At 70.7% G+C, this 19,955-nt stretch carries 18 protein-coding genes; 16 read left to right on the forward strand and 2 right to left on the reverse strand.

What is annotated here, in order from left to right; genetic code table 11:
- Positions 1-32: 32 nt before the first annotated feature.
- The 6 genes from sucC to ACTWPV_RS02115 are packed head-to-tail and all read left to right on the forward strand — an operon-like array spanning position 33 to position 6,924.
- Positions 33-1,163 carry an ADP-forming succinate--CoA ligase subunit beta gene (gene sucC / locus ACTWPV_RS02090; RefSeq protein ID WP_347641781.1) on the forward strand — a complete coding sequence of 377 codons (1,131 nt, stop codon included), beginning with the start codon at positions 33-35 and terminating at the stop codon, positions 1,161-1,163.
- Positions 1,163-2,047, forward strand: coding sequence for a succinate--CoA ligase subunit alpha (sucD, locus tag ACTWPV_RS02095; RefSeq protein WP_347641782.1), 885 nt, complete (start codon positions 1,163-1,165; stop codon positions 2,045-2,047). Before sucC ends, sucD begins: the two co-directional genes overlap by 1 nt.
- Positions 2,044-2,808 carry a hydroxypyruvate isomerase family protein gene (locus ACTWPV_RS02100; protein WP_443150348.1) on the forward strand — a complete coding sequence of 255 codons (765 nt, stop codon included), beginning with the start codon at positions 2,044-2,046 and terminating at the stop codon, positions 2,806-2,808. Before sucD ends, ACTWPV_RS02100 begins: the two co-directional genes overlap by 4 nt.
- Positions 2,805-3,665 (forward strand): NAD(P)-dependent oxidoreductase, encoded by an 861-nt coding sequence (locus tag ACTWPV_RS02105; RefSeq protein WP_443150349.1) that lies wholly within the window; start codon positions 2,805-2,807, stop codon positions 3,663-3,665. The genes ACTWPV_RS02100 and ACTWPV_RS02105 overlap by 4 nt, the downstream gene beginning before the upstream one ends.
- Positions 3,662-5,383 (forward strand): glyoxylate carboligase, encoded by a 1,722-nt coding sequence (gene gcl / locus ACTWPV_RS02110; protein ID WP_443150350.1) that lies wholly within the window; start codon positions 3,662-3,664, stop codon positions 5,381-5,383. Before ACTWPV_RS02105 ends, gcl begins: the two co-directional genes overlap by 4 nt.
- Before the next feature lie 11 nt (positions 5,384-5,394).
- On the forward strand, positions 5,395-6,924 hold the full coding sequence (locus tag ACTWPV_RS02115) for an aldehyde dehydrogenase family protein (protein ID WP_443150351.1): 1,530 nt from the start codon (positions 5,395-5,397) through the stop codon (positions 6,922-6,924).
- 46 nt (positions 6,925-6,970) lie between these two features.
- Here ACTWPV_RS02115 and ACTWPV_RS02120 read toward each other — a convergent pair whose 3' ends face one another.
- Positions 6,971-7,411: a DUF6703 family protein gene (locus ACTWPV_RS02120; RefSeq protein WP_443150352.1), complete on the reverse strand. Its 441-nt coding sequence runs from the start codon at positions 7,409-7,411 to the stop codon at positions 6,971-6,973.
- A gap of 62 nt (positions 7,412-7,473) precedes the next feature.
- Between ACTWPV_RS02120 and ACTWPV_RS02125 the strand changes: the two genes are divergently transcribed.
- The 10 genes from ACTWPV_RS02125 to ppdK all read left to right on the forward strand — a co-directional run bounded on the left by ACTWPV_RS02125 (position 7,474) and on the right by ppdK (position 18,442).
- Entirely contained in the window at positions 7,474-7,761 is a 288-nt protein-coding gene (locus ACTWPV_RS02125) for an antibiotic biosynthesis monooxygenase family protein (protein ID WP_347620091.1), read from the forward strand.
- A 93-nt stretch (positions 7,762-7,854) separates the two neighbouring features.
- Positions 7,855-9,240, forward strand: coding sequence for a glycine--tRNA ligase (locus ACTWPV_RS02130; protein WP_443150353.1), 1,386 nt, complete (start codon positions 7,855-7,857; stop codon positions 9,238-9,240).
- Between the two features lie 389 nt (positions 9,241-9,629).
- Positions 9,630-9,776 (forward strand): hypothetical protein, encoded by a 147-nt coding sequence (locus ACTWPV_RS02135; protein WP_347641789.1) that lies wholly within the window; start codon positions 9,630-9,632, stop codon positions 9,774-9,776.
- A complete protein-coding gene (locus ACTWPV_RS02140; RefSeq protein WP_347641790.1) occupies positions 9,773-10,783 on the forward strand; it encodes an AAA family ATPase in 1,011 nt (336 codons plus the stop codon). Before ACTWPV_RS02135 ends, ACTWPV_RS02140 begins: the two co-directional genes overlap by 4 nt.
- The gene (locus ACTWPV_RS02145; RefSeq protein WP_443150354.1) at positions 10,780-11,754 is read left to right on the forward strand and encodes a DUF58 domain-containing protein; all 975 of its coding nucleotides are present in this window, start codon (positions 10,780-10,782) and stop codon (positions 11,752-11,754) included. The genes ACTWPV_RS02140 and ACTWPV_RS02145 overlap by 4 nt, the downstream gene beginning before the upstream one ends.
- Entirely contained in the window at positions 11,751-12,692 is a 942-nt protein-coding gene (locus tag ACTWPV_RS02150; RefSeq protein WP_443150355.1) for a VWA domain-containing protein, read from the forward strand. Before ACTWPV_RS02145 ends, ACTWPV_RS02150 begins: the two co-directional genes overlap by 4 nt.
- A 5-nt stretch (positions 12,693-12,697) precedes the next feature.
- Positions 12,698-13,672, forward strand: coding sequence for a S1C family serine protease (locus ACTWPV_RS02155; protein ID WP_443150356.1), 975 nt, complete (start codon positions 12,698-12,700; stop codon positions 13,670-13,672).
- 10 nt (positions 13,673-13,682) lie between these two features.
- Entirely contained in the window at positions 13,683-14,345 is a 663-nt protein-coding gene (locus tag ACTWPV_RS02160; protein ID WP_347641794.1) for a response regulator transcription factor, read from the forward strand.
- A complete protein-coding gene (locus tag ACTWPV_RS02165; RefSeq protein ID WP_443150357.1) occupies positions 14,342-15,511 on the forward strand; it encodes a HAMP domain-containing sensor histidine kinase in 1,170 nt (389 codons plus the stop codon). Before ACTWPV_RS02160 ends, ACTWPV_RS02165 begins: the two co-directional genes overlap by 4 nt.
- 294 nt (positions 15,512-15,805) lie before the next feature.
- The gene (gene ppdK, locus ACTWPV_RS02170; RefSeq protein ID WP_443150358.1) at positions 15,806-18,442 is read left to right on the forward strand and encodes a pyruvate, phosphate dikinase; all 2,637 of its coding nucleotides are present in this window, start codon (positions 15,806-15,808) and stop codon (positions 18,440-18,442) included.
- 38 nt (positions 18,443-18,480) lie between these two features.
- Here the strand turns inward: ppdK and ACTWPV_RS02175 are convergent, their stop codons facing one another.
- Positions 18,481-19,461, reverse strand: a complete 981-nt coding sequence (locus ACTWPV_RS02175; RefSeq protein WP_443150359.1) for a ParB/RepB/Spo0J family partition protein — start codon at positions 19,459-19,461, stop codon at positions 18,481-18,483.
- Between the last annotated feature and the right edge of the window lie 494 nt (positions 19,462-19,955).

Here is a 19,955-nt window from a genome sequence, read left to right on the forward strand (position 1 = left end):
CATACGGTATACCGTCTACAAAGGAGGCTCGAATGGACCTGTACGAATACCAGGCGAAGGAGCTCTTCGGGCGTCACGGGATCCCGGTCCCCGCCGGCAGGGTCGCCACCACCCCCGCGCAGGCCGGCGCGATCGCGGCCGAGCTGAACGCGCCCGTTGTCATCAAGGCCCAGGTCAAGACCGGCGGACGCGGCAAGGCGGGCGGCATCAGGACCGCGGCGGGGCCGGTCACCGCGGAAGTGGAGGCCGACCGCGTCCTCGGCATGGACATCAAGGGGCACGTCGCGCGCAGCGTGCTGGTCGAGACCGCGACCGTGCCGTTCGAGGAGTACTACGCGGCCTTCCTGGTCGACCGGGCCGAGGGCGGGTTCCTGGCCATGGTGTCGAGCCAGGGCGGCATGGAGATCGAAGAGCTCGCCGCCACCGACCCCGACGCGCTGGTGAAGCTCCCCGTCGACCCGGTGTCCGGAGTGGACGCCGAGACCGCGCGGGCGCTCGCCGCCAAGGCGGGCCTGCCCGAGCAGGCGGCCGAGACGCTGGAGAAGCTGTGGCGGGTGCTGGTCGCGGAGGACGCCCTGCTGGTCGAGGTGAACCCGCTGATCTGCACCACCGACCAGCGGATCGTGGCGCTCGACGGCAAGGTGACCCTGGACGACAACTCCGCCTTCCGGCACTCCTGGGAGCAGGAGGAACACGCGGACGGCCTGGAGGCCCGCGCCCGGGCCAAGGGACTGAACTACGTCAAGCTCGACGGCGAGGTCGGCGTGATCGGCAACGGCGCCGGCCTGGTCATGAGCACGCTCGACGTGGTCGCCGGAGCGGGAGCCGCCCCCGCCAACTTCCTGGACATCGGCGGCGGCGCGTCCGCCAAGGTCATGGCCGACGGGCTGGAGATCATCCTTGACGACCCCGGCGTGCGCTCGGTGCTGGTCAACGTCTTCGGCGGCATCACCGCCTGCGACGCGGTGGCGAACGGCATCGTCACCGCACTCGAACTTCTCGGCGAACGCGGCCACGGCAGGCCCATCGTCGTACGGCTGGACGGCAACAACGCCGAGGTGGGCCGGCGCATCCTGAGCGACGCCAGGCACCCGGCCGTCCGCCAGGTCTCGACCATGGACGGCGCCGCCGAGACGGCGGCCAGACTCGCGGCAGGTGCATGATGGCGATCTTTCTGACCAAGGACAGCCGGGTGCTCGTGCAGGGCATGACGGGCGCCGAGGGCAGCAGGCACACGGCCCGCATGCTCGCCGCGGGCACCGACATCGTGGCCGGGGTGACACCCGGCAAGGGCGGGCGCTCGGTGGACTTCGGCGAGCGGACGGTGCCCGTGTTCGGCTCCGTGGGCGAGGCGATGGCCGAGACGGGGGCCGACGTCTCCGTGGTCTTCGTGCCGCCCCGGTTCACCGGCTCGGCCGTGGAGGAGGCCGTCGAGGCGGGCATCCCGCTCTGCGTGGTCATCACCGAGGGCGTCCCCGTGCACGACGCCGTACGCTTCCGCGCGCTGGCGAGCGGCCGCACCAGGATCATCGGGCCCAACTGCCCCGGCCTGATCAGCCCCGGCCAGTCCTCCGCCGGCATCATCCCCGCCGACATCACCTCCGCCGGGCGCATCGGGCTGGTCTCCAAGTCGGGCACGCTGACGTACCAGCTGATGTACGAGCTGCGCGACCTCGGCTTCTCCACCGCTGTCGGCATCGGCGGCGACCCGGTCATCGGCACCACCCACATCGACTGCCTCCAGGCGTTCGAGGAGGACCCGGGCACCGACGCCATCGTCATGATCGGCGAGATCGGCGGCGACGCCGAGGAGCGGGCCGCCGCCTACATCGCCGCGAACGTCACCAAACCCGTGGTCGCCTACGTCGCCGGCTTCACCGCGCCGGAGGGCAAGACCATGGGGCACGCGGGCGCGATCGTGTCCGGCTCGTCCGGCACGGCCCAGGCCAAGAAGGAGGCCCTGGAGGCCGTCGGCGTCCGCGTCGGCCGCACCCCCTCGGAGACGGCCCGCCTCCTCCGCGCCACGCGCGAGGGAGGGTCTTCGTGAGATTCACCGTCAACCTGTCCATCCTGTTCACGGACCTGCCGCTGCTGGAGCGTCCGGCCGCGGCGGCCAAGGCGGGGTTCGACGCCGTGGAGATGTGGTGGCCGTTCGACGGCCCCGACCCCGCGGGCGCGGAACTGGCGGCGCTGCGGCAGGCCGTCGAGGACGCGGGGGTGCGCCTCACGGGGCTCAACTTCGACGCCGGGAACATGGCGGCGGGCGATCGCGGCCTGCTGGCCAGGCCCGGCGACTCGGCGAGGTTCCAGGCGAACGTCGACGTCACGGTCCGGCTGGCGGGCGAGCTGGGCTGCGGGGTGCTCAACGCCCTGTACGGCAACGGCCCCGGCACCGACAGGGACCTGGCCGTGGCGAACCTGAGGAGGGCCGCGGACGCGGCGGCGGACATCGGCGCGACCGTGGTCGTCGAAGCCCTCAACTCCCACGAGAACCCGAACTATCCGATCACGTCGTCGCAGGCGGCGTTCGAGCTGATCGACGAGGTCGGCAGGGACAACGTGGCCTTCCTGGCCGACCTCTACCACCTGCACCGGATGGGCGAGGACGTGCTCGCGCTCATCGACGGGCACGCGGAACGCTTCGGCCACGTGCAGATCGCCGACGACCCAGGAAGGGGACGTCCGGGCAGCGGGCGCATGCCGTACCGGGAGATCTTCGCGCGGCTGGAGGCCGCCGGCTACCGCGGCCACGTCGGCCTGGAGTACCGGCACGAGGGGCCGGGCGCATTCGACTGGAGGCGCACATGAACATCGGCTTCATCGGCTTGGGGATCATGGGCAGCCCCATGGCCGCCAACCTCGTCAAGGCCGGGCACGCCGTGACCGGGTACGACATCAGCGCCGAGCGGGTCGAGCAGCTCGCCGGGCTGGGCGGCAAGGGCGCGACCGGCGTGGTCGACGCGGTCGCCGGCGCGGACGTCGTGATCACCATGCTGCCCGACTCGCCGCAGGTGGAGGAGGTCGCGCCGCTGGTCGTCGAGTACGGCAAGCCGAACCTGCTCTACGTCGACATGAGCACCATCAAGCCGGAGACCTCCCGCCGGGTGGCGCGCCAGGCGGCGGCCGCCGGGGTACGGGCGCTGGACGCCCCGGTCAGCGGTGGCGAGCGCGGCGCGATCGACGGCACCCTGTCGATCATGGTGGGCGGCGAAGCCGAGGACGTCGCGGCGGCCGGGCCGGTGCTCGGCAGCCTCGGCACGTCCGTGGTGCACGTCGGCCCCGCGGGCGCGGGCCAGACCGTCAAAGCGGCCAACCAGCTCGTCGTCGGCGGCGTGTACGGGCTCGTGTCGGAGGCCATCGTGCTGCTGGAGGCCTCAGGCGTCGACCCGGCCGCCGGCCTGGACGTGCTCGCGGCCGGCCTGGCGGGCTCCAGGATCCTCGAGCTCAAGCGCCACACCATGGTCAAGCGGGAGTTCGCCCCGGGGTTCCGCATCGACCTGCACCACAAGGACATGGGCATCGCCGTCGCCGCGGCCCGCGAGGCCGGGGTCAGCCTGCCGCTCACGGGGCAGGTCGCCCAGCTCATAGCGGCGGCCAGGGCGCAGGGCCACGGCTCGCTCGACCACTCCGCCCTGCTCAAAGTGATCGAAAGGCTGAACGGATGAATCGAATTCCGTGCATGGAGGCCGTGGTCGCGGTGCTGGAGTCGGAGGGCGTGGACACCGTCTTCGGCATCCCCGGCGCGGCCATCCTGCCGCTCTACGCGGCGCTCCAGAACAGCTCGATCCGGCACATCACGGTACGCCACGAGGAGGGCGGTACCCACGCGGCCGACGGCTGGGCCAGGGTGACGGGGAACGCCGGCGTCTGCATCGGCACGTCCGGCCCCGCCGGCACCAACATGATCACCGGTCTCTACACGGCGATGGCCGACTCGATCCCGATGATCTGTGTCACCGGCCAGGCCGCCACGTCGAAGCTGCACCAGGAGGCGTTCCAGGCGGTCGACATCGTGGAGATCGCCCGTCCGGTGACCAAGTGGGCGGTGCAGCTCAAGGAGCCCGCCCAGGCGCCGTGGGTGTTCCGCGAGGCGTTCAGGATCGCCAGGTCGGGCCGGCCGGGGCCGGTGCTCATCGACCTGCCGATCGACGTCCAGCGCGGCACCTGCCTGTACGACCGCGACGTGGACGCGCCGCTGCCCGTCGAGGCGCCGCGCCCGCTGCCGAAGGCCGTGCGCAAGGCCATGGACCTCCTGGCGGAGGCCAGGCGACCCGTCATCCTGGCCGGCGGCGGCGTGATCATCGCCGACGCCTGCGGCGAGCTGCGCGCGCTGGCCGAGCACCTCCAGGTGCCGGTGCAGGTGACGCTCATGGGCAAGGGCGCCTTCCCCGAGGACCACCCGCTGTTCGCCGGGATGCCGGGCATCCAGACGCAGACGCGGTGGGGCAACGCCGCGTTCCTGGACAGCGACCTGGTGCTGGCCGTCGGCGCTCGTTTCGGCGACCGGCACACCGGCGACCTCGACGTCTACCGCCGGGGACGCAAGTTCGTGCACGTCGACATCGAGCCCATGCAGATCGGCCGGGTCTTCGAGCCCGACCTGGGGATCGTCGGCCACGCCAAGCCGGTGCTCGCCGACCTGCTGGCAGAGGCGCGCGGGCGGAGCGGGCCGAAGGAGCCGGGCAAGTGGGTGCGCAAGGTGTCCGACCTGCGCCGTACGATGACCCGCCGCGACGACTTCGACGACGTGCCGATCAAGCCGCCCAGGGTGTTCAAGGAGATCAACGAGTATTTCGGCAGGGACACCACGTTCGTCACCGCCATCGGGCTCTACCAGATCTGGTCGGGCCAGTTCCAGACGACCTACCTGCCGCGGCGCTACCTGGTCTGCGGGCAGGCGGGGCCGCTGGGCTGGGAGGTGCCCGCGGCCATGGGCGTCAAGTGCGCGCATCCCGAGCGGCAGGTGGTGGCCGTGGTCGGCGACTACTCCTTCCAGTTCCTGATGGAGGAGGTCGCGGTCGCCGCCCAGTACCGCATCCCGTTCGTTATCGTGATGATCAACAACGAGTACCTCGGGCTCATCCGGCAGGCGGAGATCCCGTACGACATGAACTTCGCCGTGGACCTGCACTACGGGGAAGGCGGCATCGACCATGTCAAGGCCATGGAGGCGTTCGGCTGCCCGGCGCGCCGCGTGGAGCTGCCGGGTGACCTGCCCGGCGCGCTGGCGTGGGCGTCGGCCGAGTCGGCGCGCGAGCGGCTGCCGGTGCTGGTGGAGGTGATGGTCGAACGCGAGGCCAACGCCGCCATGGGTCCCTCGCTCGACGCGGTCAAGGAGTTCGAGCCGCTGCCCGAGCTCATCACCGCCGACTGGTCCGACTGAGAGGAGCGCTCATGCAGCTCAAGCCGGGTACGGCCTGGCGGGACGCCTACGACCGATGCCACACGGCGGCTCCCGAGGCCTTCCACGACGACCGCGTGCTGAACCACTGGGGTGGCATGTGGCGCCGCGACGGGCGCCCCGTGCCGGGGTTCTCGCCGCTGGACGGCACGGCCATCGCCGGGCTGCCCCGGCTCGACCGGGCCGGGGCCGCGCGGGCGGTGGCCGGCGCCGTCGAGGAGCACAACCGGTGGCGGTACCTGCCGATGGCCGAGCGCAAGGCGATGGTCGCGGCGGCCGTGGAGTCCATGGCCGCCCACCGCGACCTGCTGGCCCTGCTGCTGGTCTGGGAGATCGGCAAGCCGTGGAAGACGGCCTGCGCCGACGTGGACCGCTGTCTGGACGGCGTGCGCTGGTATCTCGACGAGATCGACCGCATGGTGGCGGGACGCACGCCGCTGCCGGGACCGGTCAGCAACATCGCGAGCTGGAACTATCCGATGAGCGTGCTCATGCACGCCATGCTCGTGCAGGCGCTGGCCGGCAACGCGGTGATCGCCAAGACGCCCACGGACGGCGGGCTGTGCTGCCTCACGCTGGCCTGCGCGCTGGCCGTGCGGGAAGGGCTGCCGTTCACGCTGGTCAGCGGGGGAGGGGCCGAGCTGTCGCCCGCGCTGGTGGCGGGGCGCGCGCTGGGCTGCGTGTCGTTCGTGGGCGGCAGGGACGCGGGCGCCAAGGTGGCGACCTCGCTGGCCGACCTCGGGCGCCGGCACGTGCTGGAGCAGGAGGGGCTGAACTGCTGGGGCGTGTGGGAGTACGGCGACTGGGACCTGCTCACGAGGCAGATCCGGGCGTCGTTCGACTACGGTAAGCAGCGGTGCACGGCCTATCCGCGGTTCGTGGTGCAGCGGTCGGCGTTCCACGAGTTCCTGGGCGCGTACGTGTCCGCTGTGGGGTCGCTGCGCTTCGGCCACCCGCTCGCGGTCGCCGAGCCGGACGACCCGCTGCCGGAGCTGGCCTTCGGCCCGCTGATCAACGCCTCGAAGGCCAAGGAGCTGGCCGACCAGGTGGACGAGGCCGTGGCGCGGGGCGGCGTGCCGATCCACCGCGCGGCCATCGAGTCCGGACACTTCCTCCCGGGGCAGGATATTTCCGCCTACTTTGCTCCGACCGCGGTCCTCAACCCGCCCCCCTCCTCACCCCTGCACCACGCCGAGCCGTTCGGCCCCGTCGACACGATCGTCCTGGTGGACACGGAGGCCGAGCTGCTGGCCGCCATGAACGCCAGCAACGGCGCGCTCGTCGCCACCCTTTCCTGCGACGACGAGGAGACCTTCCACCGCCTCGCCCCCGAGGTGCGGGCGTTCAAGGTGGGCCACAACAAACCGCGCTCGCGCGGCGACCGCGAGGAGCTGTTCGGCGGGCTCGGCGCGTCGTGGCGCGGCGCGTTCGTCGGCGGCGACCTGCTGGTGCGCGCCGCCACGAGCGGCCCCGACAACGAACGCCTGCCGGGCAACTTCCCGCACTACACGCTGCTGCCCTGAGGCGATCCCTCACGAAGGCCACCCAGCAGGCGCCTCAGCGGGTCACTCAGAAGGCGCCGAAGCGGGTCGCCGCGAGCAGGACGAGAAACGTCAGCATGGCGACCCGCAGCAGCTTCCCGCCGGCCCCCAGAGAAGGCCACGACAGATAGGCCAGCCACCCGATGAACGCGATCACGGGCAGGACGGCGACGCCGCCCAGCGGATTGGTCACGGCGAACCCGGCCAGCAGCAGGACCACCAGCACCACCGGCGCCACCCACCGGGGCACCTGCGTGAACAGGAACGTCATCGGCACGGCGCTGCGCTGCTCGACGGACTTGCGCAGGCCGGTCGCGCCCGGCGTGAAGAACGGCTCGCCCTGCGGGAGCGGGCGCTTGCCGCTGCGCCGGTCTCGGGGCCGGTCGCCGGGCCGGTCGTTGCGCCGGTCGCCGCGCTTGCTGCCGGGCTTGCTGTCGTGCCTGCCGCCGGGCTTGCTGTCAGGGGCCACGGGAAGAGCCTACGCGTGTCGCGCGGGCGCGGTGTTCCTGAAGGGGCCTCTAGGCTGGTCGCGTGCTCGCCGTGATCCGATACTCCGTTCCAGAGTCCCAGTCACAAGACTTCGTCAAACAGGGCCACGCCATCCTCGACCTGCTCGCCACCCAGCCGGGCTATCAGCGCGGCCGGCTGGCCCGCTCGGTCGACGAGCCCAACCTGTGGGCCCTGGTCAGCGAGTGGGAGGGCGCCGGTTTCTACCGCAGAGCGCTCTCCGCCGCCCGGATGGCGATGTATCCACTGATGATTCTCATGGTCAACGAACCCAGCGCATATGAGGACGTCCACGTCCGGGACGGTGCGTAACAATACTCGCGCGCGAGAGCGTTCGAGAGTCCCCTAAGCTGGGATCTCACCAATTTCACTCGCCGACCTCCAGCCGGAAAGAGATTCATCGACATGGCACGACGCACCGACGTCATGGACACCATCGTCAGCCTCGCCAAGCGCCGCGGGCTCGTCTATCCGTCGAGCGAGATCTACGGCGGACTGCGCGCGTCGTGGGACTACGGTCCACTGGGCGTCGAGCTGAAGAACAACGTCAAGCGGCAGTGGTGGCTGTCGATGGTCCAGTCGCGCGACGACGTGGTGGGCCTCGACTCCTGCGTCATCCTGGCGCCCGAGGTGTGGCGGGCCAGCGGCCACGTCGACACCTTCAGCGACCCGCTGACCGAGTGCCTGTCCTGCCACAAGCGCTTCAGGGCCGACCACCTCGTCGAGGCCTACGAAGAGAAGAACGGCAAGACCCCCGAGGGCGGTCTGGCCGACATCACCTGCCCCAACTGCGGAAACAAGGGCACCTTCACCGAGCCCCGGCAGTTCAGCGGCCTGCTCAAGACCTACCTCGGCCCGGTCGAGGACGAGTCGGGCCTGGCCTGGCTGCGCCCCGAGACCGCGCAGGGCATCTTCATCAACTACCTCAACGTGCAGCAGTCGGCGCGCAAGAAGATCCCGTTCGGCATCGGCCAGATCGGCAAGTCGTTCCGCAACGAGATCACGCCGGGCAACTTCATCTTCCGCACCCGCGAGTTCGAGCAGATGGAGATGGAGTTCTTCGTCAAGCCCGGCACCGACGAGGAGTGGCACCAATACTGGATCGACGAGCGCTTCCGGTGGTATTCCGACCTCGGCATCAACAAGGACAACCTGCGCCTCTACGAGCACCCGCAGGAGAAGTTGTCCCACTACGCCAAGCGCACCGTCGACGTCGAATACCGCTTCAACTTCGTCGGCTCCGAGTGGGGTGAGCTCGAGGGCATCGCCAACCGCACCGACTTCGACCTCACCTCCCACGCCAAGGCGTCCGGCGCCGACCTCAGCTTCTTCGAGCAGGACAGCGGGGAGCGCTACGTCCCCTACGTCATCGAGCCGGCCGCCGGTGTCGACCGCGCCACGCTGACGTTCCTGATCGACGCCTACACCGAGGACGAAGCGCCCAACGCCAAGGGCGTCATGGAGAAGCGCACGGTCATGCGGCTCGACCACCGGCTCGCCCCGGTCAAGGCCGCAGTGCTGCCGCTCTCGCGCAACGCCGACCTGTCGCCGAAGGCGCGCGACCTGGCCGCGCAGCTGCGCCGCCGGTGGAACGTCGAGTTCGACGACGCGGGCGCGATCGGCCGCCGCTACCGCCGCCAGGACGAGATCGGCACGCCGTTCTGCATCACCGTCGACTTCGACACCCTCGAGGACAACGCGGTGACGATCCGCGAGCGTGACTCCATGGCCCAGGAGCGCATCTCCATCGACGGCGTCGACGCCTACCTGCGCCAGCACCTGAACGACTGACCGGTGTAGTCGCCGTACTTCGGCGGGTGCACGTCCATTCGCGTGCGTTCGGGTGGGGCGGGCGGAGTCGCCATTCTTACGGCAGGCCGCCTGAGCCCCACCCGCCGCCCCGCGCTGACGGCCCTCCAAGGAGACGCTCCTCCGCCTCACCGCTGCGCCGCCGTGACGCGCGCATCCTTTCCGGCTCCGTGGTCATCCGTGACCTCGGTTCCGTGATCCTTCGCCCTTGCCCGGCTCCACGGTCATGCACGCCCCAATCCCGCTCCGGCTCGTCGGTCTGACCCTTCGACCGAAAAATCGTATAAAGACAGGAGTTACGCGGGCTTTCGCGATTGCCTGATGACATGCCCTCTAAGCCGATAAAGGCCATACGAGGGACGAGGGTCATCATGCGTACATCACGTTTCGCTCTTGTGCTGCTCGCCGCGGGCGCGGCGCTCATGACGGGGAGCGCCGCGTTCGCCGAACCTGAGCCGACCGCGCTGGAGCTGCGGCTGGTCGTGGACGACTGCCCCGACAAGGTCGTGCAGCCATGACCGACCCGGCGCTGCTCGAACGGGCGCTGTTCGAGGTCAAGCGGGTGATCGTCGGCCAGGACCACATGGTCGAGCGGTTGATCGTGGCGGTCGTCGCCAAGGGGCACTGCCTGCTCGAAGGCGTGCCGGGCATCGCCAAGACGCTGGCCGCCGAGACCACGGCGAGCGTGGTCGGGGGGACGTTCGCCCGCATCCAGTTCACGCCGGACCTGGTGCCGTCCGACATCATCGGCACGCGGATCTACCGGCCGTCGACCGAGTCGTTCGACATCGAGCTCGGTCCCGTCATGGTCAACCTGCTGCTCGCCGACGAGATCAACCGGGCGCCCGCCAAGGTGCAGTCGGCCCTGCTGGAGATCATGGCCGAGCGGCAGGTCAGCATCGGCGGCGTCACCCACGAGGTGCCCAGGCCGTTCCTGGTGCTGGCCACCCAGAACCCCATCGAGTCCGAAGGCGTCTACCACCTGCCCGAGGCGCAGCGCGACCGCTTCCTCATGAAGATCGACGTGGGCTATCCCAGCGAATCGGAGGAGCTGGCGATCGTCTACCGCATGAGCGTGGACCCGCCCGCGCCGCACGCCGTGCTCGACCCGGCCCAGGTCCTCGCGCTCCAGCGGCGGGCCGAGGAGGTCTTCGTGCACCACGCCGTCGCCGAGTACGCCGTCCGCCTCGTCTACGCCACCCGCGACCCCGACCGGTACGGGGTGCAGGACGTGCGGCGGCTGCTGGCGTTCGGGGCCAGCCCCAGGGCCACGCTCGGCCTGCTGTCGGCCGCCCGGGCGCTGGCGCTCCTGCGCGGGCGCGACTACGTGCTGCCGGAGGACGTACGCGACCTGGCGCACGACGTGATGGCGCACCGGCTGGTGCTCTCCTTCGACGCGCTGGCCGACGGGGTCGCGCCCCGGCAGATCGTGGACCGGGTGCTGGCCGCCGTGCCGCTGCCCCTCATCGCGCCCCAACAGGAGGCGATGCAGCAGGAAACGGTGCGACAGGACGCGGTGGCATGAAGCCGTACCTGATCGCGGAGCCCGCGCTGCGCAGGCTCGAGCTGACGATCACCAGGAGGCTGGATGGACTGCTCCAGGGCGAACACCTCGGGCTGGTGCCAGGTCCCGGGAGCGAGCCCGCGGAGTCGCGGCCGTACCAGCCGGGGGACGACGTGCGGCGGATGGACTGGAACGTCACCGCCCGCACGAACGAGCCCCACGTGCGGGATCTGGTCGCCGACCGCGAGCTGGAGATCTGGGCCCTGCTCGACGCCACCGCGAGCATGGACTTCGGGACCGCCGCGCTGGAGAAGCGGGAGCTCGCCCTGGCCGCGCTGGCGGCGGTCGGCTTCCTCACGCAGCGGACCGGCAACCGGATCGGCGCCCACCTGCTGCACGGCGGCGGCGTCAGGACGCTGCCCGCCAGGACGGGCAGGCCGCACCTGATGGCGCTGCTGCAGGCGGCGTTCGCGCTGCCGCGGACCCCGCCCGGCGTGGCCGAGCCGCTGCTCGGCGTGGCGGCCGAACAGCTCAGCCGGGCCGTACGGCGGCGCGGTCTCGTCGTGGTCGTGTCCGACTACCTGGACGAGCCGCAGACCTGGGAGCCGCCGCTGCGCAGGCTGGCCGCCCGGCACCAGGTGCTGGCCGTGGAGGTGGTCGACCCGCGCGAGCTGACACTGCCGGACGTGGGGCTCCTCACGCTGATCGACCCGGAGACGGGGCGGCGGCGGGAGGTCGCCACCGGCAACGCCCGGCTGCGCCGCCGGTACGCGGAGGCGGCTGCCGGGCAGCGCGACGCCATCAGGCGGGCGCTGCGCCGGGCCGGCGCGACCCACCTGCGGCTGCGTACGGACCGGGACTGGGTGCGGGACCTGGTCCAGCACGTCGTACGGCAGCGCCGCCTGGCGGCCCTGGCCCCGAGCCCGATGTTGCCCGTCCGGGGAGCTGTCCTGGGTGGCGGCACGCCTGGCACAGGAGGTGATGTGGCGTGAGCCTGATCTCGCCCGTCTGGTTGCTGCTGCTCATCCCCGTGGCGCTGCTCGCCGTCGCCTACGTGCTCGTGTCGCTGCGCCGCAGCGCGTACGCCGTCCGGTTCACCAACCTCGACCTGCTCGACAAGGTGGCTCCAAGGAGCCCCGGGTGGCGCAGGCACCTGCCGGCGGCGGCGCTGCTGCTCATGTTCGCGCTGGTGGTCGTGGGCTTCGCCAGGCCGACGGCCGAGGTGCGGGTGCCGAGGGAACGGGCCACGATCATGGTGGCGTTCGACGTGTCGGCGTCCATGAGCGCCACCGACGTCAGCCCCGACCGGTTCTCCGCGGCCCGGCAGGCGGCCAGGCAGTTCGTGGAAGGGCTGCCCGAGCGGTTCAACCTGGGCCTGGTGTCGTTCTCGTCGTCGGCCTCCGTGGCGGTGCCGCCGACCACGGACCGGCAGGCGGTGCTGAACGCGCTCGGCCGGCTGAGCACGGCGTCGGGCACCGCCATCGGCGAGGCCGTCTACTCCTCGCTGGAGGCCATCGCCTCGCTCGACTCGGAGGAGGAAGCGCCGCCCGCGCACATCGTGCTGCTGTCGGACGGCTCCAACACGACCGGCCGCACGCTGAACGACGCGGCGGCCGAGGCGTCCTCGAAGGGCGTCCCGGTCACCACCATCGCCTACGGCACCGCGGGCGGCACCATCAGCCTCTCCGGCCAGGAGGTCCCGGTGCCGGTGGACGGTCCCGCGCTGCGCGGGCTGGCCGAGGCGGCGGGAGGCGGGTTCTACGAGGCGGCCAGCGGCAGCGAACTGCAGGCGGTCTACGAGGACATCGGCACGTCGGTCGGCTACCGCACCGAGCAGCAGGAGGTTTGGCAGTGGTTCGTGGCGGCGGGACTGATCTGCGGGCTGATCGCGGCGGTGACGTCGATGATGTGGTTCTCGAGGCTGCCGTGAGAGGCATGGGCCGGCCGAGCGGGCCGGATTTCCGTACGGTGCCGCCCGGTGCCCGCCGCGACCCCGCCCAGGGGCCGCCTCCCGTGCCCGGCACGGTGCCGCCGCCCATGCTCGCCCCCCCACCTCCGGCGCAGCCGCCGCCCGTACCGGGACCGCCGTCCCCTGCGCCACCGCCGCCCGTACCGGGACCGCCGTCCCCTGCGCCACCGCCGCCCGCGCAGGGTTCGCGGCCCGCGCGGGCGGCGGTGCGGAGAGGACGCCTGCTGGTGGTCGCCGCGCTCGTCGCGGCGGTCGCCGGCGGGGCGGCGGGAGCGGCGGGGGCCAGGCTCTCCGGGGTGTCCGACCCGGCCCCCGCCGCGGCCCTGCCGAGGGTCGCGCCCGCGCCGTCGTCCGGCCTGACCGGGCTGAGCGCGACGGCGGCGCGGGTGCTGCCCAGCGTGGTCTCCGTGGAGGCCGGCAGCCGGGGCGGGTCCGGCTTCGTGGTGGACGGGCGCGGCCACATCCTCACCAACGCGCACGTGGTCAGTGACGGCGGCCTGGCGACCGTGGTGCTGAACGACGGCCGCAGGCTGAGCGCCCGCGTGCTCGGTGCGGACGACGACGAGGATCTGGCCGTGCTGGCGGTCGACCACCCCGGCGACCTGCCCCCCGCCACCCTCGGCCGGTCGTCCGACCTGTCCGTCGGCGACCAGGTGCTGGCCATCGGCTCGCCGCTGGGTCTTTCCGGCACGGTCACCGCGGGCATCGTCAGCGCCCTGGACCGGGAGGTGCGGCTGGGCGGGGCGCGGCGCACGGCCGTGCAGACGGACGCGTCCATCAACCCGGGCAACTCGGGTGGGCCGCTGGTGAACGACAGGGGCGAGGTCGTGGGGGTGAACACCGCCATCGCCGCCGGCCGAGGGGGCGGGAACATCGGCATCGGCTTCGCCATCCCCATCGACCGTGCCGCGCCCGTCGCGGAACGCATCATGCGAAATTAGGGTCACAAACATGCGACTGCTGGTGGTGGAGGACGAGGAGGACCTGGTCGACGCGTTGCGGGTGGGTCTCGCCCGCGCGGGCTACGCGGTGGACGTGGCCTACGACGCGCCGTCCGCGCACGAGAAGCTGCAGGTCAACGCGTACGACCTGGTCCTGCTCGACCTGAACCTGCCCGGCGGCGACGGCTTCCAGCTCTGCCGCACCGTGCGCGCGGCCGGCCAGGGCGTGCGGATCATCATGGTGACCGCGCGCGACCGGCTCGACGACCGCGTCCGCGGGCTCGACGAGGGGGCGGACGACTACCTGGTCAAGCCGTTCGCGTTCCCCGAGCTGCTGGCCCGGGTGCGGGCGCTGCTGCGCAGGGAGAGCGGCGGCACCTCCGTGCTCGAGGTGGGCGGGCTGCGCATCGACACGGCCAGGCTGGAGGTGTCGCTGGACGGCAGGTCGCTGGCGCTCACCCCCAAGGAATACGGCGTGCTGCACTACCTGATGACCAGGCCGGGTCACGTGGTGTCCAGCGAGGAGCTGCTGGAGCACGTCTGGGACGAGCACGCCGACCCGTTCACCAACACCGTGCGCGTCACGGTCGGCAACCTGCGGCGCAAGCTCCAGGAGGACGGCCTGATCGAGACGGTGATCAGCCGGGGCTACCGGCTCAAGGAGCCGACATGATCCACACCATCCGCTTCCGGCTCACCGTGCTCTACTCGGGCCTGCTTTTCGTGCTGGCCGCGCTCGTGCTCGGCGGCATCTACTTCGCCGTCTCGAAATCCACCGACCAGCGCCCCTACACCACCGAGTACGCCAAGGCCTACTCGGGCGACCAGTACCTGGGCAAGCGGGAGGTCGTCTTCGTCCAGGAGGTCGAGAACGCGGTCAACGTCAAGACGCTGGCCACGCTGCGCGACTATTCGCTCGTCACGCTGGCCGGGCTCTATCTCGCCAGCCTGGGCATCGGCTGGGTGCTGGCCGGCCGCGTGCTGCGTCCCGTCCGGTCGATCACCCGCACCACGGAGGAGATCCAGGCCACCGACCTGGCCCGGCGCATCAGGCTGGGCGGGCCGCGCGACGAGCTCAAGGACCTGGCCGACACCATCGACACCATGCTCGACCGGCTGGAGGAGGCGTTCAGCGCGCAGCGCCAGCTCATCGACGACGCCTCGCACGAGCTGCGCAGCCCGCTGACGATCATCCGGGCGAACGTGGACGCCGTGTTGTCCACCCCCGACGCCAGCGACGAGGAGCGCGCCAGGGCCGTGGCCATCGTGGATCGCGCGACCACTCGCATGACGCGGCTCGTCGAGGACCTGCTCGCCAGCGCCAGGCGCCAGGGCACCGCGTTCGCCGACGCCGATCTCGACCTGGCCAGGGTGGCGGCCGAGGCGTGCGAGGAACACGCCACCCCGGCCGCCGCCCGGCACGTGCGGATCACCCGCGACCTGGGCTCCGGCCTGGACATGACCGGCGACTCCGACGCGCTGCGGCGGGCCGTGGCCAACCTGCTGTCCAACGCCGTGCGCCTCTCGCCGCCCGGCGCCACGATCCGCGTGGTGGCGGGCCCCGCGGAGGGCTGGCTGTGGGTGGCGGTCCGCGACGACGGGCCCGGGCTGGGGGAGGCGGACCAGCAGCGGGTCTTCGACCGCTTCTGGCGGGGCGAGGCCAGCCGCCGCGACCGCCACACAGGGCTCGGCCTGGCCATCGTGCGCCAGATCGTGGAGTCGCACGGAGGACGGGTGGCGGTGTACTCGCAGCTGGGGGAGGGTGCGACGTTCGTGCTCTGGCTGCCGCCGCGTGACGGGGCGCCGGGCTCGCCGCCGGAGGACAATCCGCTCGCCTAGCGTCGTACGGAGGCGCTTCCGCCGGTGGGCGGGGGCGCCTCAGGCATGTGTGGGGATGGGGCCCCGGATCGCGTGATCGCGGACCGAGATCCGGGCCCGCCTGGCCGTTCTCCTTTCCCAAGAATTGGTTTAAACCAATTGGTCTAATCCAATTTCCTGAGGTGCGGTCGTATAATTGGATTAGACCTGTCCACAGGTGTTCACCTGCATAAATGTTGTCTTAGGGAAGGGGTGAAGTTTCGTCATCAATTTCGCCGGTAGAGTCCGGTCCAGAGGCGTCGGATTGGAGTTGTGGTGGGGAAGTACGTTTACGATTTCACCGAGGGCAACAGGAATCTCAAAGATCTTCTCGGCGGTAAGGGAGCCAACCTCGCCGAAATGACCAACCTCGGGCTGCCCGTTCCTCCCGGATTCACGATCACCAGCGAGGCCTGCCGCCACTACCTGGCGGAAGGCTCGACACCGGGAGGCCTGGAGCAGGAGGTCGCGGAGCATCTGGGCGCGCTCGAGGGCCGGATGGGCAGGAAACTCGGCCAGGCCGACGACCCGCTGCTCGTCAGCGTACGCTCCGGGGCGAAATTCTCCATGCCGGGCATGATGGAGACGGTGCTCAACATCGGGCTCAACGACGAGTCGGTGCATGGCCTGGCCAAGCAGGCGGGCGGCAACGAACGTTTCGCCTGGGACTCTTACCGCCGGCTCGTCCAGATGTTCGGCAAGACGGTGCTCGGGATCGACGGGGACCTGTTCGAGCGGGCGCTCGACGCCGTCAAGGGCAGGCGCAACGACACCGACCTCGACGCGGGCGAGCTGCAGCGGCTCGTGGAGACGTACAAGGGCATCGTCCGCGAGCAGACGGGCGACGACTTCCCCGCCGACCCGCGCGAGCAGATGCGCCTGGCCGTCCGGGCCGTCTTCGACTCGTGGAACGCACCACGCGCCATCCTCTACCGCCGCCAGGAGCGCATCCCCGCCGACCTCGGCACCGCCGTGAACATCATGGCCATGGTCTTCGGCAACTACGGTGACGACTCCGGCACCGGCGTCGCCTTCACCCGCGATCCCGGCTCGGGCCGGCAGGGCATCTACGGCGACTACCTGCAGAACGCCCAGGGCGAGGACGTGGTGGCCGGCATCCGCAACACGATCCCGCTCCAGGAGCTCGAGCGCATCGACAAGCACTCGTACGACGAGCTGCTCGGGATCATGGAGACCCTGGAGAACCACTACAGGGACCTGTGCGACATCGAGTTCACGATCGAGCGCGGCAAGCTCTGGATGTTGCAGACGCGCGTCGGCAAGCGCACGGCGGCGGCCGCGTTCTGCATCGCCACCCAGCTCGTCGACCAGGGCCTGATCACGCTCGACGAGGCCGTCACCCGCGTCACCGGCGACCAGCTGGCCCAGCTCATGTTCCCGCGTTTCGACGCGGACGCCGACCGGAGGAGGATCGGCAAGGGCATGAACGCCTCTCCCGGCGCCGCCGTCGGCAGGGCCGTCTTCTGCTCGGAGCGGGCCGTCGAGCTGTCGGAGCAGGGTGAGGACGTCATCCTGGTCCGGCGCGAGACCAACCCCGACGACCTGGCCGGCATGATCGCCGCCAGGGGCATCCTGACCAGCCGCGGCGGCAAGACCTCCCACGCGGCCGTGGTCGCCCGCGGCATGGGCAAGACGTGCGTGTGCGGGGCCGAGGAGCTGGAGGTGTCCACGGAGGAGCGCAGGTTCACCGCGCCGGGCGGCGTGGTCGTCTCCGAGGGTGACCTCATCTCCATCGACGGGACCACGGGGGAGGTGTTCCTCGGGGAGGTGCCGGTGGTGGACTCGGCGGTCGTCGAATACTTCGAGGGCGCGGAGCCGGACGACGAGCTGGTCAGGGCCGTCGACCGGATCATGCGCCGCGCGGACGCCGCCCGCCGGCTCGGCGTGCGGGCCAACGCGGACAGCCCGGACGACGCGGCGCGGGCCCGCCGGTTCGGCGCGCAGGGGATCGGGCTGTGCCGCACCGAGCACATGTTCCTGGGGGAGCGCAGGCGGCTGGTGGAGGACCTGGTCCTGGCGTCGACGGACGACGAACGCCAGGCCGCGCTGGATGCCCTGGAACCGCTCCAGAAAGCAGACTTTGTAGCGATATTTAAGGCTATGGACGGCGATCCCGTCACCATCCGCCTCATCGACCCGCCCCTGCACGAGTTCCTTCCCGACATCGTGGACCTGTCCGTCAAGGTCGCCACCTCATCGGACGTCACCGGCAAGGACCGCGAGCTCCTGGCCGCCGTCAAGCGCCTGCACGAGCAGAACCCGATGCTCGGGCTGCGCGGCGTGCGCCTCGGCCTGGTCATCCCCGGCCTGTTCGCCATGCAGGTGCGCGCCATCGCCCACGCGGCGAAGGAGGTGCCGGGCGCCCGGCCGGAGATCATGATCCCGCTGGTGGCCGCCGTACAGGAGCTGGAGTCCGTACGTGAGGAGGCCGTCAGGATCCTCGCGGAGGCCGGCGTCGAGGTCCTGATCGGCACCATGATCGAAGTGCCCAGAGCGGCGCTGACGGCGGGCAGGATCGCCGAGGCCGCGGAGTTCTTCTCCTTCGGCACCAACGACCTCACCCAGATGTCCTGGGGCTTCTCCAGGGACGACGTGGAGGCGTCGTTCTTCTCGCGCTATCTCGACCTCGGCATCTTCGGCGTCTCTCCCTTCGAGACCCTCGACAGGGAGGGCGTCGGCCGCCTGATCGAGATCGCGGTCGAGGAGGGCAGGGCCACCCGGCCCGGCCTGCACCTGGGAATCTGCGGCGAGCACGGAGGCGACCCGGACTCCGTGCACTTCTGCCACGACGTGGGCCTGGACTACGTCTCGTGCAGCCCGTTCCGCATCCCGGTGGCCCGCCTGGAAGCCGGCCGCGCCGCGCTGAAGGACACCGACTCCGACACCCGCTGAACGCGAAACGGGCGCCACGAAAGAGGTGCCCGCTGACGTCACCTGTCGTTGTCGTCCTGTCGCTCCAGCTCGATGGCGAGGGAACTCCAGACATCCGCGTACCCGCGAGCGATCCTGGCGACGACGACGGCGCAGTGCGGCGGTACGTTGCAAAGGGCCGTCCGAGCCTGTGCGATGCTGATGACGTGCGTCCCCAGCCAGCGCAACAGGTGCCGGCCGGACTCGCTGTAACGCAGCGCGGGATCACGGCGCAGGCCATCCAACATCACCCCCGGGTCCAGGGTGCGCACGGCTTGCTGCGCGTCTGGCCCGCCGGCGATCGGCGAGCTCCGTTCGTACGGTGTGCGATGCCGGGAGGGAACCGGATCCTTGCCCGACGCCAGGCGCGCGCGCACATCCCGCACGGTCCCGACCGAGACACCCGCTTCCCGCGCGATCTCACGTAAAGAGGCGCCCGGCCGGTCGATGATCGTGCGGGAAGCGATTCGCCGGCCCTCCGCGGTGTTCAACGGCCGCACTTTTCCGTCACGACCGATCCGCTGGTCGGTTATTCCGTTGTGAGATCCGTGACGAATGCGGGCAACGGTCTTCGCGGACAGTCCCGTGGTGTGCGCGATCGACCGGTCGGAGAGTTGCGGATGGGAACGTATGATGCGCGTTGCCGCGCTCTGGCGTTCTGCTTGCGTGAGCGGCAGACCATGCCTGATGTTGGCGGCGACCGCAAGCCGGAAAGCCTCAGCATCATTGCCGTGGAAATAGTGCGCATCGATTTCTGTCAAGCCCTTGAGAAGTGCTGCCTCAAGCCGGTGCATGCCGTCGATGACTTGCATGGTCGGGTAGTGAACTATAATAGCAGGAAGTGGATCATCGACGTCCGCCAAGGTGCGCACGTGGTCGCGGTCAATGCCGTTGAGACGCGGTGAGTCGGAAATGCAGAGCTTGCTCGTGCTTATTCTTACGATCTCTTGGGAGATTCCGGGTTCGTTGTCGCCGGAAGTGGGGGATAAGTCGCGTGCCATCGTCTCATGAGCTCGGCCAGATGTTACTGAGCGAAGTCGTTGAGACATTGCACCACCCTTTCCTGTGAGCGCTGTGGTGACGTCGCCCGCCCGTGATCGGTGGCCGCTGCTCAAGGACCGCCGGCTGGGCGTGGTCTCCGCAATATGGTGATCTCGCCCTCTCGTCGCATGACGGCAATGCTGCCCGAGGCCTCCGGAGACCTCTCGGGGGGCGACGCGTGAGTGGTCTCGATACGGGTCCCGGTCGGAGGGCGCCGGCTACATCGAGGATGTCCGGCCTGCGGCGCCGCTGTGTGCAGCATATATATGAGAGAATAAGAACGTGTCAGGCGAACGCCTGACAGTCGGTTCAGTGCGCACTCAAGTGAGGCGAAGATCGGCTGAACCTCAATGAATCGTGCGGGAGTTGGCCTTTGCGGCTTCGCCGCCTCGTCCGGGCGCCGCTGCCGTTCCTGCACCAGCAGTGGCCCACGATCACGTACCGACGTGCCTGG

The sequence above is a fragment of the Nonomuraea sp. KM88 genome (genome assembly GCF_052245635.1).
GTDB lineage: Bacteria > Actinomycetota > Actinomycetes > Streptosporangiales > Streptosporangiaceae > Nonomuraea.

Bases quoted from the DNA above. Each gene is read 5' to 3' on its own strand.
- sucC (WP_347641781.1), top strand. From the start codon at position 33: ATGGACCTGTACGAATACCAGGCGAAGGAGCTCTTCGGGCGTCACGGG.
- sucD (WP_347641782.1), top strand. From the start codon at position 1,163: ATGGCGATCTTTCTGACCAAGGACAGCCGGGTGCTCGTGCAGGGCATG.
- ACTWPV_RS02105 (WP_443150349.1), top strand. From the start codon at position 2,805: ATGAACATCGGCTTCATCGGCTTGGGGATCATGGGCAGCCCCATGGCC.
- gcl (WP_443150350.1), top strand. From the start codon at position 3,662: ATGAATCGAATTCCGTGCATGGAGGCCGTGGTCGCGGTGCTGGAGTCG.
- ACTWPV_RS02115 (WP_443150351.1), top strand. From the start codon at position 5,395: ATGCAGCTCAAGCCGGGTACGGCCTGGCGGGACGCCTACGACCGATGC.
- ACTWPV_RS02130 (WP_443150353.1), top strand. From the start codon at position 7,855: ATGGCACGACGCACCGACGTCATGGACACCATCGTCAGCCTCGCCAAG.
- ACTWPV_RS02135 (WP_347641789.1), top strand. From the start codon at position 9,630: ATGCGTACATCACGTTTCGCTCTTGTGCTGCTCGCCGCGGGCGCGGCG.
- ACTWPV_RS02140 (WP_347641790.1), top strand. From the start codon at position 9,773: ATGACCGACCCGGCGCTGCTCGAACGGGCGCTGTTCGAGGTCAAGCGG.
- ACTWPV_RS02145 (WP_443150354.1), top strand. From the start codon at position 10,780: ATGAAGCCGTACCTGATCGCGGAGCCCGCGCTGCGCAGGCTCGAGCTG.
- ACTWPV_RS02155 (WP_443150356.1), top strand. From the start codon at position 12,698: ATGGGCCGGCCGAGCGGGCCGGATTTCCGTACGGTGCCGCCCGGTGCC.
- ACTWPV_RS02160 (WP_347641794.1), top strand. From the start codon at position 13,683: ATGCGACTGCTGGTGGTGGAGGACGAGGAGGACCTGGTCGACGCGTTG.
- ACTWPV_RS02165 (WP_443150357.1), top strand. From the start codon at position 14,342: ATGATCCACACCATCCGCTTCCGGCTCACCGTGCTCTACTCGGGCCTG.
- ACTWPV_RS02175 (WP_443150359.1), bottom strand. From the start codon at position 19,461: ATGGCACGCGACTTATCCCCCACTTCCGGCGACAACGAACCCGGAATC.